At 59.3% G+C, this 16350-nt stretch carries 9 protein-coding genes; 5 read left to right on the top strand and 4 right to left on the bottom strand.

The window, feature by feature from the left end; genetic code table 11:
- Window positions 1–8: 8 nt before the first annotated feature.
- The 5 genes from FIV05_RS06835 to FIV05_RS06815 are packed head-to-tail and all read left to right on the top strand — an operon-like array spanning window position 9 to window position 12224.
- Window positions 9–500: a hypothetical protein gene (locus FIV05_RS06835; RefSeq protein WP_152505134.1), complete on the top strand. Its 492-nt coding sequence runs from the start codon at window positions 9–11 to the stop codon at window positions 498–500.
- Window positions 497–4729, top strand: a complete 4233-nt coding sequence (locus FIV05_RS06830) for an ATP-binding protein (protein ID WP_152505133.1) — start codon at window positions 497–499, stop codon at window positions 4727–4729. Before FIV05_RS06835 ends, FIV05_RS06830 begins: the two co-directional genes overlap by 4 nt.
- Before the next feature lie 4 nt (window positions 4730–4733).
- Window positions 4734–6005 (top strand): hypothetical protein, encoded by a 1272-nt coding sequence (locus FIV05_RS06825; RefSeq protein ID WP_152505132.1) that lies wholly within the window; start codon window positions 4734–4736, stop codon window positions 6003–6005.
- On the top strand, window positions 6002–8914 hold the full coding sequence (locus FIV05_RS06820) for a DUF1156 domain-containing protein (RefSeq protein WP_152505131.1): 2913 nt from the start codon (window positions 6002–6004) through the stop codon (window positions 8912–8914). Before FIV05_RS06825 ends, FIV05_RS06820 begins: the two co-directional genes overlap by 4 nt.
- Window positions 8915–8927: 13 nt before the next feature.
- Window positions 8928–12224, top strand: coding sequence for a DUF499 domain-containing protein (locus FIV05_RS06815; RefSeq protein ID WP_152505130.1), 3297 nt, complete (start codon window positions 8928–8930; stop codon window positions 12222–12224).
- 351 nt (window positions 12225–12575) lie between these two features.
- Here the strand turns inward: FIV05_RS06815 and FIV05_RS06810 are convergent, their stop codons facing one another.
- From FIV05_RS06810 to FIV05_RS06795, 4 genes are all read right to left on the bottom strand, one after another.
- Window positions 12576–13082: a GNAT family N-acetyltransferase gene (locus FIV05_RS06810; protein ID WP_152505129.1), complete on the bottom strand. Its 507-nt coding sequence runs from the start codon at window positions 13080–13082 to the stop codon at window positions 12576–12578.
- Between the two features lie 6 nt (window positions 13083–13088).
- On the bottom strand, window positions 13089–13388 hold the full coding sequence (locus FIV05_RS06805) for a DUF1778 domain-containing protein (protein WP_152505128.1): 300 nt from the start codon (window positions 13386–13388) through the stop codon (window positions 13089–13091).
- Between the two features lie 68 nt (window positions 13389–13456).
- On the bottom strand, window positions 13457–14830 hold the full coding sequence (locus FIV05_RS06800) for an integrase family protein (protein ID WP_152505127.1): 1374 nt from the start codon (window positions 14828–14830) through the stop codon (window positions 13457–13459).
- Window positions 14831–15153: 323 nt separating this feature from the next.
- Complete coding sequence (locus FIV05_RS06795; RefSeq protein ID WP_209009884.1) at window positions 15154–16278, bottom strand: TIGR03032 family protein; 1125 nt, start codon at window positions 16276–16278, stop codon at window positions 15154–15156.
- Between the last annotated feature and the right edge of the window lie 72 nt (window positions 16279–16350).

Genomic DNA, 16350 nt, shown 5'->3' with positions numbered 1-16350 from the left:
GGGTTGTCGTGATTGATATCCAGGACTTCTCCATCCTCGCCCCTGTTCCGCTGGAGCACCTTCAATCGGGAGCCGAAATCTCCGGCAATACCGGCTTCGTTGCATTTGGCTCGCGCAAGTGGGAGCTGTTCCGCAAAGTCGACGAACTGCGCGCCGATCAGCGTGTTCCTGTCCTCATATATCCGTCGCATGAGGACGTACCGGCGAAGGACAGTTTTATCGTGTCCTGGGTGGGATGGTATGTCGGTTGTGAGGAAAGCGGAAACGGCAAGCATTCGAATGGCATGTTGCATCGCCCCCCGACTACGGGGCAATATTCGTCGGATAATCAAGGGCACTGGGCGGTATTTTGGCACGTGTCCGAACTGTGCGAGCTGGCTGCCGCGCAACGCTTGGCGATTTCCGCGATCCAAACGGTCAAGGGTGGCTGGCGCAAAAGCTCCCCACCGCGCGGACCAGAACTGGTAGCCACTCCCTCTACACTTGAGTGGCCGCTATGAGCGCGGGGCGTCAAATAGCGGCCAGCGCCGCCGCTCCCCCCGGCTATTTCCATCGGATACGGGAAAGCGCGTCGAGACGTTGGGACCAGCTCGAAGCGGACCCGGAGCTCGCAGGTCCTTGGCACCAGCTCTTCAAACAGGTGCAAAGCCCGCGACACATTCTCTCGGAGCTGCTTCAGAACGCCGACGATGCTGGCGCCAAGGAAGCGCGGGTATCGATCGAGAATGATCGCTTCGTGTTCGAGCATGATGGCGAGGATTTCATCGAAGCTCATTTCGCGTCGATCTGCCGCTTCGGCTACTCGAACAAGCGCGCCCTCCATACGATCGGTTTTCGGGGAATCGGCTTCAAGAGCACATTCAGCCTGGGTGATCGGGTCGAGCTTTTCACGCCGACTCTCGCTATCGCCTTCGAACGCACCCGGTTCACCGAACCGCGCTGGATCGACGGCGCGAGCACCACGTCGGGAACGACGCGTGTCGAGGTGGCGATCTCCAACCCCTTGCTGCGCCGTGAGGTCGAAAAGAACCTCGACGAATGGCTGAAAAGCCCGGTGTCGCTGCTCTTCTTCAAGACAATTCGCCGCCTTCAAATCGGCGATGAGGCAGTGCATTGGCAAAGCCTCGGCCCGGGTCCCATCGCCAACAGCGAATGGATGGCCCTTGACGATAAAGCGGATGATCCCTTCCTGCTGGTGCGCTCGGCCGAAGAGGAGTTTCCGGTCGATGCGCTCGACGAGATCCGTAAGGAGCGTATGATTGGCGCCGAGGACGGCGGCGACTTTCCACCCTGCCGGGTGGAGATCGTCCTGGGAGCGAAAGGACGACTCTATGTTGTCCTGCCGACCGGTGTTGAGACCCCGCTTCCCTTCGCCTGCAACGCTCCCTTCATCCAGGATCCTGCGCGACTTAAGATCAAAGATCCAGAGACGTCGCCGACCAATCGCTGGCTGCTGAAGCGCACCGGCGAGCTCGCCGCCAATGCGATGGCAGATTGGCTCGAACAAGCCAAAGCCAGTCCGCGAGAGAGGGCGGATGCCTACGGGTTTCTCCCAGACGTCGACCGAGAGGCGAGCACGCTAGAAGGGACTTGTGCTGCCATTGTCGAGCTGGCGTTTGATGAAGCGATCGGAGATCGGCCGGTCCTGCTCACCGAAGAAGGCCATGTCGCCGCAGCCAACGGGGCGATCGCTGTCCCACAGCCGATATTTGATATCTGGCCCGCCGACCAGGCGATGGCCTTGCTCGATAAACAGTCGCGACCGGCGCTCTGCCAGCATGTGTCGTCGAGAGACCGAACCAAGCTGGTTCATTGGAACCTAGTCGAGGAATTTTCGAAAGCCGATCTGCTTGAGCAACTGCGTAACAAGCATCTCCCCCGACCGTCCACGTGGCGACACCTGCTGAATTTGTGGTCGTATATCGCGCCCGAGGTGACTGGCTGGCAATGCCGCAACGCCGATCAACTACGCGTCGTTCCGGTCCAAGGCAAGGAAGTGCTCTACTCAGCCTCGGAGGTCGTACGACTCGGCGAGAAGAAGTTGCTACAGTCGGACGAGGACTGGGAGTTCCTGGCCGACCATCTGATAGTACTCAACCAGAACTGGACGCGCTTCCTCGCTGAACAGCGTCGCGGCAGGAGTGCCAAGGACACTGGGCGAGGCGACGCTGTCGAGGCAGCCTTCGCGGTGCTAGAGGAGATCGGCCTTGACGGGACCAGCGACGTCAATGCCGTGATCGAACGCGTCGCCGTCGATTACTTCAGTTCTGATCAGCCAAAGCTGGTCGAGTGCGTCCAGCTTGCCCAAATCGCAGCTAAGCTGGGGGTCACCATCGGCGGATCCTTTCGGTATGCCTGTGCTGACCTGAAGCTTCGCGCTATCGAAAAGGCCGTGCTGTTCGATGAGCACGGCACGCTGGAACAGCTGTTGCCAGAGGCAATCCAGAAAACTCGGCTTCTACATCCCGATTATGTTGCGAGCTTCAAGTCCTGTACCCGCGACGAGTGGCTCCAATGGATCTCGTCGGGCAGATCGGGGCTGCGGACATTCCCACCCCTTGCAGAGACGCGGACGTTCTCGGGACGCGAGTCTTCGCTGAATGTCGAGCTCAAGAAGCGAGCATTCTCGGGACGGGTTGAGTATCGGTACAAGGACCCGTGGTTCTATATTAACGATTGGGACTTTCCAGCTGAGCTTTGGACGCATTGGCAGCGCGCAGCAAAGACGGACGACGGCATATGGGCTGCCGTCGCGGAGAGACTGATTGCGGAGAAGAGCGATTTCTGGTCACAGAAGGCATCTGCGACAATCGTTGAGGAAGCTTCCAACGGCCATCGACGAACCGTATTGCGCCGCGGGCTACTTCCGACGTGGGCATCGCGGCTTCGGGAGCTGCCGTGCCTTCGCGATGTGCGCGGTTTCCTGCATAAACCCGGCGATCTTCTGCGGCGCACCCCGGAGACGGAAGCACTGATCGATGTCGAGCCTTTTGTGCAGGGGCTGCTCGACCGGGAAACGACCCGCCCGCTGCTGGACTTGCTCGGCGTCCGGAATACACCGAGCGGCCCGGAGCGCTTGCTCGACCGGCTGCGCGCATTGGCAAAGTCGGACAGGGCTCCTAGCCACGAAGTCGAGAAATGGTATCGCCGTCTCGATCAGATGTTTGACGGAAGCTCGACCACGGACGCGCAGAGCATCAGGGATGCCTTCAGGACCGAGAAACTCATACTTGCCCACGACGGCACGTGGGTCACGTCGGGAGGAGTGTTCCTAGCCGGGGATGAAGAGGATGTTCCTGGCGCTGCGACAGTCCGGGTCTCGGTGGTCGATCTCAGCTTATGGCGGCGCATCGGTGTCGCTGATCGTCCGTCAGCGGACCTGGCGCTACAATGGCTGGGCACTCTGGAATCAGAAAAGGTGCTGTCGCCCGACGATGCGCGTCGCGTTCGCACCCTGCTGGGACGCTACCCGACGCGAATCTGGGAAGAGTGCGGCCATTGGGTGAACCTGCTGGGCGAATGGGTTCCGGTGGACACGCTCGCGTATATGCTCAGCATGCAAAGCCTGTTCACTTACGGGCACCTTCACAATTGGGTAAAACGCAGGACTGCGGATCTCCGTCAGCTCTCGGCCGACACGGTTCAGGCTGTCCCGTTTGCGTCAATGGCTGCGCTATCGGACCTCGTCGAAGAGCGCTTCAACCAGCCTTCGTCGCTTACGGGTCTTGAAGACCGGCGCGCCTGGTTGACAGCGTTCGGAGTTCAGCTCGGGCGGATCGAGTTTGCCGATTCCGCCGACACCGAGCGTGTGAGAGCACTAGCGGAAGCGATTGCGGAGACAAGCTGGGTCCAGGCGCCCAAACTGGAGGTCATTCCCTACCTCGATGGTATGCCCGCTGGCACCGCGCGGCTTACCGACGTCCTTTGGCTGGACCGTCAACTGTTCGTTGGCCCTCTACCGAAGGCGAAGCTCGCCAAGCGCGTGCCCGAGGAGATCGGAAGGAACCTGACTACCGATATTCGCGCAGCCCTAGCCTATGCGTTCGATCGATCGCCTGAGGACATAAAGGACTACCTCGAGGAGAACTTCACGCTTGGCCCTGAGCAAGAAACCGTTGCGTCGGCTGTCGAGCTCCCGCCCGAAGCCGCACCGATTGAGGACGGTGTAGTAGGGGAGCCTTCCGCGGGCGCTGATGAGGATGCTGCGTCGATCGCGAAGGACGATGTCCATCTGTCGGAGGACGATGAATCCACCGCACCGCCCGAACCCGAGCCGCAGCCCAAAGAGCTGGATCATGACTTGATTGACGCTGAAATCGCCACCAAGCCCCGTGTTGCCCCCAAGCCTCCACGTCCCAGCGTCATGGCGCGTTTCGCGCTCGCCCACGGTTACAAGGCCGACGGCAACGACCGCTTTTTCAATTCGGATGGAAGCTGGATCGGCCGCGCCAATGGTGCGAGATTTCCGTGGGAGCGCCGCTCGGCAAGCGGCGAGGTGTTGTGCCACTACTATCCGAAGGAACACTGTCTGGAGCGCGACGCGCTTCAGATCGAAGCTGACATCTGGGGCCTGCTCGATCTGAAGCCCGACGTGTACTCATTCATTCTCGTCAACCCGGAGGGCGAGCCCGTCGAGATGACGGGGACTCACCTACGCGCGCTGCGCGACAACGGCGAGATCACCATTCATCCCGCAACATACAGGCTCGTTTATGACCTCAACGACTAGCGCTATGGCGTTGCCGCTCGACCACATGGCTCGTTGGGGTGGCGTTTCCAAACGGGTCCTTCAGGCGTTTAACGGGCACAGCAACCTCCCCGTCCATGAATTGGCGAAGGCCAAGGTGGAGAAGCCCCACGGTCGTACACGACCGCTACCGAAAGCATCGGGCACCGTGAATTTCAGTGCTTGGCGTCTCGCCCACGCGGTCAAGAAGGCTGATTGCTTGCGGTGGCCGTCCGCGCCAATTCGGTGGGTAGGGGCTACCGGGTTTCTTCTCGAAAACGGTCACCTGTTCGATTGGGACGCGAGCGAATGGTGCCTGAACGAGGGCATGTCAAATTTCTATGCTGACTTCGCCGGCACTGGCTTAGCCGGTCGGATTGCACAAGGTATGGCTCTACTGTTCCTGGAGGACACCGGCTACGCCTATGTCGGTCGCTTTGAAACCGAATGGAGGAAACGCGCCACCACGCAAAATAGGCAATGGCCAGCAGACAAGACGAAGGCACCAGACTTCATCGCCGAAAACGCACGACAGGAATGGGTGCTCGCCGAGTGCAAGGGTGGGTTCTCGACTCCTGGACGGAAACCGCCAATCAAAGGCGCCCTGAGGGAGGGACTGACCCAGCTCGACGGTTGGGACAAATATATCACCCCCCAGCCAATCAAGAGCTTTGCGATCGGCACCTTCCTACGTGAAACCGGAGATACTTCCGGCGAGACATCGCTTATCGCTTTCGTCGACCCTGAACCGGAGATCTCTGAAAATCCTGTCGAATTCCCCCGCGACGCGGTTCGCCGGGCTAATTATTCCTCGTGGCTATCGCTGATGGGATTGGACGACGCGGCTACTCGGCTTCGGGAAGACGAAGAGGAGCCGCGGCGATACGAGTTTCCTCTTCTATCCGTGGGTGGACGCCAATATGCTGTCAGCATCGCGTCTGTGGCGCCGAGGTATCCCGACCTGTCTAGCCGCAAATTCTGGCGTGAATTCCGAGACTGGCCGTTTTGGCCTTTCCCCTGGTTCCGGGATGGCATCGACATCGAACTTGTCGGCCTTGATCTGAAAGTCCTGCGCGCTCTGAGTTCGGCGGTACAGCCGGCTGGTGCTTCAGAGTTGATGGCGCTGGAACCATCGGAGCGGCGAGACACGCCCGCCGATCTGGATGGCGGGACATTTTACGGCAGTGTTTTTTCGGACGGTTCCTTGATGGGCGAGCTAAGGCTTCGGCATCCGGGCGAGCCGTTTCCTGATTTCGATTGGATCGAGGTGGAACTGTGACAGCTTACAAAAAGAAACTCATCGAAGTCGCCATTCCGCTCGAAGCGATCAATGCGGCCTCTGCGCGCGAGAAGTCGATCAGGCATGGCCATCCGTCAACGCTGCATCTGTGGTGGGCGCGGCGGCCGTTAGCTGCGTGTCGAGCTGTTCTTTTTGCCCAGCTGGTTGATGACCCTTCGTCTCACGCCGAAGAACTGCTCGCCAACTCCTCACTCCGTGCTCAGGCGGAAGCGGAACTACCGGAGCGCCTTGCTGCTTGGGAGAAGAGCAAGGCTTCGGCGCAGGGGACGGCGGCGGTTTCACCAGAGCCGACGCTGGAGGACGTAGCGGTCGAGATTGAGCGCAAGCGGCTCTTCGCCATCATCGAGGACCTGGTGAAGTGGGAGAACTCGACTAACGAGAAGGTGCTGAAACGGGCCCGTGTCGAAATCCGCAAGAGCTGCGGCGGCGAGTTGCCGCCAGTCTATGACCCGTTTTCGGGCGGCGGGTCAATCCCGCTGGAGGCGCAGCGTCTCGGTCTGCCCGCCTATGGGTCTGATCTGAACCCGGTCGCGGTGATGATCGGCAAGGCGATGATCGAGATCCCGCCGAAGTTCAAGGACAAGGAGCCGGTCCATCGGGGCGCGAAGGACCGGCAGTTCTATCGTAACGCCGAGGGTCTAGCGGAGGACGTCAAATATTACGGCGAGTGGATGCGCAAGAAGGCATGGGAACGCATCGGGCATCTCTATCCGCAGATTGAACTGACGAAGGGATATGGGGGGGCCAGGGCGACAGTGATTGGTTGGATCTGGGCGCGCACGGTGCCAAGTCCCGATCCAGCGTTCTCGAATGTTGCGGTACCAATCGCATCGAGCTTCCTGCTCAGCACTAAGACCGGCAAGGAGGCGTGGGTCGAGCCCATCGTCGATAAGCAGGCGAAGTCCATTTCCTATCGGGTCAGGCATGGCGGAACCAAAGCCGAGATCGCGGCGGCCAAGGAGGGGACCAAGGCAGGTCGCGGCGCGAATTTCCGCTGCCTTATGTCAGATGCTGCAATCACTCCTGACTATGTGAAGAGTAATGGGCGTGCCGGCAAAATGGGCCAAACGCTGATCGCCATTGTTGCGGAAGGTAATCGCAGCAGAGCCTATGTCGCGCCTACGGAGATGCACGAAACAATCGCCCTGTCGGCAAAGCCTGTATGGGAACCGGTAACCAAACTCCCGAACGATCCTCGCAATTTCTGGACGGTGGACTACGGCCTAGCGACTTTCGGCGACTTGTTCACTGATCGCCAGTTGGTGGCTCTGAACACTTTCAGCGATCTGGTACAGGAAGCACGGGAACAAATTGAGGTCGATGGTTTGGCCGTCGGACTCCAGAACGATGGCGTACCTTTGCGCGATGGCGGTAGCGGAGCCCAAGCCTATGCTGAGGCAGTAAGCGTCTATCTTGGATTGGCGGGTAGCAGACTTGCCGACAGCTGCAACACGATCTGCCGGTGGGCAGCGGACAAGACGCAGCTAAAGAATATGTTCAGTCGGCAGGCTATTCCCATGTCGTGGGATTTTTTCGAGGCCAATCCATTTGCAAGTGCTGCTGGCGATTTTCTCGTGAGCGCGACAACGGTTTCCAAGGTTTTGGACCGGTTTCTACCATTTTCACCGGGTATCGAGTGTAATCAGGACGCGCAGACCGCCGAATACCCAGCGGGGACCGTTATTTCGTGCGATCCGCCCTATTATGACAATATTGGCTATGCGGATTTGTCGGACTTTTTCTACTGCTGGATGAAGCCAAATATCCAGAAGGTATATCCAGAGGTCTTTTCCGTTCTCGCCACGCCCAAGGCCGAGGAGCTGGTAGCAACGCCGTATCGGCATGGGGGGCGCGAGTCTGCCGAACGCTTTTTCCTTGATGGGATGAGCCGTGCAATCGCGAATATGGCGGCCCAATCATCGGATGCGTTTCCGGCGACGATTTATTACGCATTCAAGCAGAGCGAGATTGATCAAGAGGGCATCAGCTCGACAGGTTGGGCCACCTTTCTGCAAGCAGTAGTCGAAGCCGGCTACGCTGTCGTTGGTACTTGGCCGATGCGTACCGAAATGGCGAACCGCATGATCGCCTCGGGGACCAATGCTCTTGCCAACTCCGTCGTCCTCGTTTGTCGAAAGAAGGAAACCACGGCAGAAAGCATTACACGCGCTGAGTTCATCCGTGCATTGAAGCGCGAGCTGCCGCCATCGATCTCCGAGCTTCAGGCCGCCAACATCGCGCCGGCGGATATGCCACAATCAGCCATCGGCCCCGGCATGGGCGTGTTCTCGCGCTACAAGACTGTGCTGGAGTCAGACGACAATCCGATGAGCGTGAAAACCGCGCTTCAGCTCATCAACAAAGAACTCGACGAGTACCTAGGGGGCATCCAGGGTGAGTTCGACGCGGACACCCGGTTCGCCATCACCTGGTTCGAGCAGCACGGGAAAGGCAAGGGGGACTATGGTGTGGCTGACAACCTTGCCCGTGCGCGCGGTATCGCGGTCGAAAGCGTCAAGCACGCCGGGATCATAGATAGCGCCGCCGGCAAGGTCCGCATCCTCGCCCGTGACGAACTCGACAAGGATTGGGATCCGGAAGAGGACAGACACCTGACGGTGTGGGAGTGTCTCCAGCATTTGATCCGCCTGCACGAGAAGGACGGTATCTCCCACGATACCGCCGTCCTTTTGAAGAAGATCAGCACCCAGGCCGTGGCGGTGAAGGATCTCGCCTACTGCCTCTACGACATCAGCGCAAACAAGCGGAAGGATGCGAAGGAGGCCACGGCCTACAACGCCCTGATCGCCGATTGGACTGAGCTGACAAAGGCCGCGGCGTCCATCCACGACGCACGCGGCGATCGTCAGATCCGGTTGGATATTTGAGGGGGAACGGAACGTGGCAAAAAGCACGCGCCAATATGTATTTGAAGGAATGGAACTGCTGCCGGTGGCGCTGATTCCTTTCGTCGAAAAGCGGCTCGAAACCTCGCTAAAGGGGCACTGGCAAGTCCAGGTGCTGGAAAAGCTGCCGAACTTGCGTCCTAACAGCAGCGGCGCGGTCGGTTGGGACCAGGCCGCGCTGTTCAACGTCATGGATCGCTTCTGGAGCGAGGCGTTCAAAGCGGTGCTCGGCCGTGCCGAACGCTCGCTGGTCAATGAGCTGGGCGACGTTCGGAACAAGCTATCGCACAACGCGACCTTCACCTACGACGACGCCGAGCGCGCGCTCGATTCCATGCGTCGGTTGATGGAGGCGATCAGCGCCGGCGAGACGGCCGAGCAGCTCGGCAAGATGCGCGACACTATTCTGCGCACGAAGTTCACCGAGCTTCGGCGCAACGAGGAGCGACGGAAAACCCAGCGTCTCGAAATCTCGGTCGAGACCGTGGCCGGCCTATTGCCGTGGCGCGAGGTGGTCGAGCCGCACCAGGATGTTGCCACCGGCGAGTTCCAGCAGGCCGAATTCGCAGCCGATCTCGCCAAGGTGCATTCGGGCAGCGCTCCGCCGGAATATCGCGACCCGCGCCAGTTCTTCAGCCGCACCTATCTGACGGAAGGTTTGAGCGCGCTGCTGATCGGGGCAGCGAAGCGGCTGTCCGGCAGCGGCGGCGATCCCGTCGTTGAACTGCAAACTAACTTCGGCGGCGGCAAGACACACTCGATGCTGGCCCTCTATCACATGGGCGGCCCGACTCCGGTCCAGGATCTCTCCGGCCTGGACCAGTTGCTCGAAAAGCAGGGCCTTAGCGTGCCGAAGGGCGTCAATCGCGCTGTGCTCGTCGGCACATCGCGAGGACCGCAGGACGTGCTCCACGCCGAGGGTGATCGGAAAATCCGAACGACCTGGGGTGAACTCGCCTGGCAGCTTGGCGGCGCTGACGCCTATGCCATGGTGGCGGGAAACGACGCCAGCGGCATCGCACCGGGCTCGAACCTCTTGGAGGCGCTCTTCAAGAAATATGCGCCGAGCCTAATCCTGATCGATGAATGGGTCGCCTACCTCCGGCAGATCTACAAGGTCGAGGGGCTGCCGTCGGGGTCGTTCGATGCGAATTTGTCCTTCGTTCAGTCGCTGACGGAGGCGGTGAAGGCTAGCCCCGGCACACTGCTCGTCGCCTCCTTACCCGCCTCGCAGATCGAGGTGGGTGGCGAAGGGGGCCAGGAAGCGCTAGCGCGCCTCAAGCAGACCTTCAGCCGTGTGGAATCCTCGTGGCGGCCGGCGAGCCAGGAAGAGAGCTATGAAATCGTCCGGCGGCGGCTGTTCAAGGACATCCCCGGCGACAAATTCCATCACCGTGACAACACGCTGAAGCAGTTCGCCAAGCTCTATCGAGAGAACGCCAACGATTTCCCGCAGGGCTGCGCGGACGAAGACTACCGCCGCAAGCTGGAGAAGGCTTATCCGATCCATCCCGAGTTGTTCGATCAACTCTACACGAGTTGGGGTTCACTCGAAAAATTCCAACGTACGCGAGGCGTACTCCGTCTGATGGCGCAGGCCGTCCACGAGCTTTGGATGAGCGGCGACCCGTCGGTGATGATCATGCCAGGAAGCGTCGCGGTTAGCTCGCCGCGCATTGAGCCGGAGTTGCTGCACTATCTCGACGTAAGCTGGCAGTCGATCATCGCCGGTGATGTCGATGGCACAACGTCCACGCCCTATAAGATCGATCAATCGGCGCCGAACCTGAACCGCTACTCGGCGACCAGGCGGGTCGCCCGAACGATCTTCATGGGAACCGCGCCGACGCACCAGCAGCAGAATACCGGTTTGGACGACAAGCAGATCAATCTTGGAGTCGTGCAGCCGGGAGAGCGCCCGGCAATTTTTGGAGACGCACTTCGGCGGCTGACCAACCAGGCCAAGTTCATGCACGCCGATCTTGGCCGCTACTGGTACTCCATGTCGGCCAGCCTCAACCGAATTGCCGCGGATAAGGCAGCGCAGATCGAAGCGGCGTTGGTTGACGTGACGATCGACGCGGAACTCGGCAAATATGTGAATGGCCTCGCGGATCGTGGGCATTTCGACGCCCGGCAGGTCGCGCCAGCCTCCTCGGCCGAGGTGCCCGATGAAGCCGGCGGCGTGCGGGCCGTGGTATTGGGGGTCGCGCATTCGCACAACGGACGCGACACCTCGGAAGCGTTGATCGAAGCGAAGGACATCCTGATGCAGCGTGGCAGCGCACCGCGCGTGTATCGCAACACCCTGGTGTTTATCGCTGCGGACGCCCGCCAGCTCGACAACCTGAAAGACGCCGTGCGCACCTCCCTAGCGTGGGGCGAGATCGTCCGCGACACTGATCGGCTCAACCTCACCCAGAGTGACAGTGCGCTCGCTAAGGCCAAGCTGGCCGAAGCAACCGAGACGATAAAGACGCGTCTCAAGGAGGCGTGGTGCTATCTGCATTATCCGACGCAGGAGAGTGCCCAGGCCGATGTCGAGTGGATGTCGGGCAAGATTCCGGCACAGGACGGGCTATTGGCGCGGGTGAGCAAAAAGCTCGTGGCCGAGGAAGGGCTGCTCACCGAACTGGGACCATCGCGCCTCGATCGCGATCTCCAGAAATACATCTGGAACGGCAAACCACACCTGTCATTGAAGGATTTGCTGGAGTATCTTAACCGCCACATCTATCTACCGCGACTGAAGAACCGGGACGTCTTGATTAAGGCCGTACAGGCAGCCGTCAGCGGCATGCTGCCCGGACCCTTCGCCTACGCCGAGCGATGGGATGAGAATGCAGGTGCCTATCTGGGGCTTGCAATCGAACGAACCGACAATGCGGTTGTGGTCATCGACAGCGATAGCATCATCGTGAAGTCTGACGTTGCTGAGGCACACAGGCCGGCCCCCGCAGAGCCTGGCCTGACCGGCGGTTCGGAGGCGCCTGGTGAGAAGTCGCAAAAATTCGAAGAGCAAGCAACGGACGGGGCTCCCGGTTCGCCTCATTCAGAGCGGAAGCCAACGCGGTTTACCGGCACCGTAATGATCTCGCCGGAACGGCCGGCAAGGGATATCCACCAAATTGTCGAGGCGATCGTCGAACAGCTCACGACGCTACCAGGTAACGAAGTGAGGCTAAGGCTCGAGATCGAAGCAGAAGTGCCCGGCGGACTCGATCGCGCAAAGGTGCGGACGCTGGTCGAAAATGCCAATACGCTCGGCTTTGTCGAGAAGTCGATCGAATGATAGTGAGGTAGTTCTGCCCGCCTATCCTGCGGCGCTCGTCCTATCATATAGCCGCCTTAAGCGAATGTTGTGAATCGGCAAGAGGCCCCGTTGCCGATCGGCGTCGTAAGTTATTGAAATTGTACGTACCACCGGGGTCAATCCGTGACGCCGATTCACGCACGCGGCCAGCTTCCATCTCAGTGATGATCTCGCTAGAGATTTGGTCGTAAGTTTTCGTCCGGCTTGTGCGGGCGTTCTGTGTACGCCTATTTCGGGGTATCGCGATTCTCTGCGACGGTCACTAAGAGCCATTCGCTCGCCTTAGTACCTATTGGCACGCCCCGTGTGCACCTTCACTCCCCTTGGTGACTAAGCTCTTGCAGCCTCGAGTGACGCCGCAATGGCGGCAGTGGAGCGGAAGAGAACAAACGGATCGCCGCGGGAAGGTACAAAACCGCGGCGCTGCCAGAACTGCGCCGCCTCGTTATCGACAGCGTTCACCACCAATGCCCGCCCACCGATGAGAGCAGCCGCCTGAACGCTGCGCTCCAATGCATGCTTGACGAGGCCGGTGCCGATCCCCTGCCCTGCCCAGGCCAAATCGGTTGCGAGTTGTCCGAGGAGAAGGCAGGGAACGGGATCAGGCGGTTGACCGGTGCGGATCGATCTCGGCATGACGGTGGGCACGATCGATGTCGGCGCGAGCCCATAGTACCCCACCACTCGGCCATCATCATGCACAACCATGACAGCCGTAAAACCCTTCTGCTGGTTGGAGAGCGCCCGGGTCTTCAGCCAATGATCGAGAGCGGGCTTGCCACAGGAGAAATCGGTAAGAACATGCGCCGCATTCAACGGCTCCGGTGCGGAGAGCACAGTGGATTACGGCTTCGAAGTGCCGCTGGTCTCCCAAGGCGCGGCTCGCCGGACCAGATCCACCATCTCAGGAATAGGCGCCGTATCGGCGGAAACGACATCCATGAAAGCGGCGAAACCCTCCGCGCTCATTCGAATGAGACCTGACTCCATAACCACCTCTTCGGCAGCGCGCACGGCAGCCTCGCGCACGAAGTCTGTGCGCGAGCGGCCGCGCAGGCTGGCGGCCCGGTCGATCATTGCGACATCCGATTCAGGCAGACGCATCGATATCGGATGCTCCTTGCGGTCGGCAACGGTAGCCATGGCAGGTCTCCTTTGTTGCATATATAGAGAATTGTATCGCAAAATGCAATACAGTTAGACTTATTTGGCTAAGCGGCCCAAACGCGCATTCGCACGATTTCATTCTGTTCAGAGTGTCTAGAATATTCTTTTGCACGAAGGAGCTGACGACGTGCCGCACCGATCCCAAGCCAATCTTGAATTTCACGGTTCTCATTTAACGTGTTGCGAAACACTGAAAACATCGTATCGCTGATTGACTGCTGCTGCGCTCGTAGATGATCCTCAAGCAGCTTATGCCGTGTAATGTACCCGGAGTTCACGCCAGGAACCGAATGATTCATCAACATCCTTGCGTCCAGTTCCGAGACACCCGCCGGCGTCGCCACGGTGCGATAGGTCTGGCGCAGTTCATTGCCCCATTTCGACAATGTCGCGCGATCTTCCTTGTGCTCAACCAGATGACCAGTGGCACTGTCTGCGGGAAACAGCCAGTCATTGGCCTCATACGGGTGCATCTGCCGACCAAATCGAATGCATCGCAGGAGGCAACAGACCATCTCCCTCGACAGCGGGATATCAAAGGCACGATCCGCACCTCCTTTCGGACGGGGGATGTGAAGCACCCTGCGGCGAAAATCCAGATGGGCTGGTTTCGCTTCTCTTAACGCGGCCGGCCGGCACGCGGACAGCAGTGTAAACAGGTGAAACTCGCGTCGGACGGGATTTTCAAGCTGGGCAGCCTCGATAAACCATTCCTTCAGGTCAATGAGACCCATGCCGCTATCGCGGCGTTTCTCATGGTTCCAGTCCACGCTGTCGACCGGGTTGTCTGCAGGCAGTTCCCGATTGGTCTTTCGAGCGTGATTGTAGATCGCCCTGAAAGTGCGCATGCTGCCATTGGCTATGTAGGGACCGTGCTTCTCACCAATCTCGTCATGTTTGGCGGCAACCCGGCCAGGATCATCGCCAAACTGCTTCAGGGGCATCTCCTGCCAATCCTTAAAGATCCGCTCGACGTGATCCCTATAACTCTCGATCGTGCGCTCGCTCCGGTTCTTACGCTGCATGGCAATCTTGTAGCGAGCCCAGGCTTGCTTGAGCGTGATGCCGGATGCCTCGTTATTTTCGCCGTTCGTTATCTCAGAAGCGTTTGAAGCCTTGGCAGCTTTCTCACCGTTCCTGGGATGAATACCCCGGCTGAGCTGGGACAGATACTCCTTCGCAACAGACCTCGCCGCACGCGTGGAGAGCTCCCTCGTGTCGCCAATGGCGAGACGAACCGTGGAGGCGCGCTTGCCTAGTTTTCGGAGATCCGCCTGTACCATGAAGGTCTTTTTTCGGGCTCCGACCATAAGGAAGAACCCTTTTAGCTCGGTATCCCGGACAATGTAGCGTCCCTTATCGGGCGGCATAAGACGTTCAATTGCTTTATCGTTCAATAGGATACGCATATCGGCCATGTCATGATACCTGAGATTTTTGAAACGGTTTTTGAAACGGTTTTGGCGCAACGAAGTGTTTAACGGTTGCAATTGGCAACAACCGCACGCTATACGATAATTAATTGAATATCAAGAGGAAATTGATGACTTCTGAGGTTAATAGAGCTAACGGATAAGGCGGCGTACGGCTCGCTTTAAATTCCTAATCTGAGGGTCGCGCGTTCGAATCGCGCCGGGGTCACCAGAATTCCTGTTTTATTGAATAAGTTTTTGAGGTTGCCGCGCCATGATGCGTTCATGCTGCATCCGTCAACCGATCGCGCTCTGATGCGTAAGTCGAGCTAAGGGCTGATTGTCGTGTCCTTGTCTTCGACATCGACGGTAACAAGGTTCATCAATTCCTCGCTTCCGAAGCCAATCGACATGGGACAAGTGACACCGGGGAGGACGCCGATGTCATAGAGCTCGGCGACGGCACCGTCGATACGGAACCATTCCACACAGGCGCCGGTGTCAAGGTCGATGACCTGGACACCGCACCAGGGCTCCGAATCGGCAGCCCTCAGCCGCTCATCGAGCGCCAGGCCCTCGAAACGTTGGTAACGTGGTTTGGAGAGCCCCACCAACGCATAACGGCCGTGGAAGGAAAGCCCGCGCAGGAAACCGGGGCAGAAGGCGAGCGGTTCGAACCGTCCCTGGCTGTCGCCGTCAGCGGGGATTATCGACCCGAGTTCACCGGTGCCTGAATTCAGGAGCCACAACCGGTCGCGGTACCAACGCGGGGAATGCGGCATGGAAAGTCCCTGGCAAACGATCCGGCCGGTTTCCACGTCCACCAAAACGCCGCCGTCGGCGCGCCGGTCTCGCCAGCCGTCAATCGTGTCGGACCGGCTCACCGCCGTGACAAAGGCCGGTCTCCCGTCCCTCATCGCCATACCGTTCAGATGGCAGCGGTCTTCGTCGACGATCCGGCTTACGAAGGGCGGCGTCCAGACCGGCCTGAAACTGTGTCGCTCGGATATTGTCGACAGACAGTTGAACCTCGTATTTACGAAAAGGATCCGTCCGTCACGGTCAATACCCAGATCATGTGCATCAAGGGCACCGGTGACGTGGGCAGTGCGCGGCACGAAACAGGCATCGAATGTGTCGTTGATCCGCTGGTTCGGTTCAAGCACGTTTTCCAGCCGCACGATTTCCGACAACGTGGCCAGGTATATGGTTCCGCCACTGACATGAATTCCCATGGCTTGCCGGAAAAACTGCTCATTGACCATCAGCCCGCCTTCCGGATTGCGGCCAAGCAGATAGAACTTGCCGGATTGGTAGGACGAAAAGGCAACCGAGATCTTGAGAGAGGCGAGAAGGCCAACGAGGCCGCCCGACATGGAATAGGTGACGCCAGCAGGTTCATCAGCCCGGGTCTCGCTATTGCCGACTGGCAGGTTCCTGCCCTCAGTCGGCATCAGCTTCCCGTTTCCAACCTGCCGAGCTCGCCGCCGGCATCGCATTAACCATCTATCTTGCTCTTTTTGCAG

Origin of the sequence: Labrenzia sp. THAF191a (genome assembly GCF_009363335.1) — a bacterium.
Classification (GTDB): domain Bacteria; phylum Pseudomonadota; class Alphaproteobacteria; order Rhizobiales; family Stappiaceae; genus Roseibium; species Roseibium algicola.
This window is presented reverse-complemented; position numbering and strand designations above follow the sequence as displayed.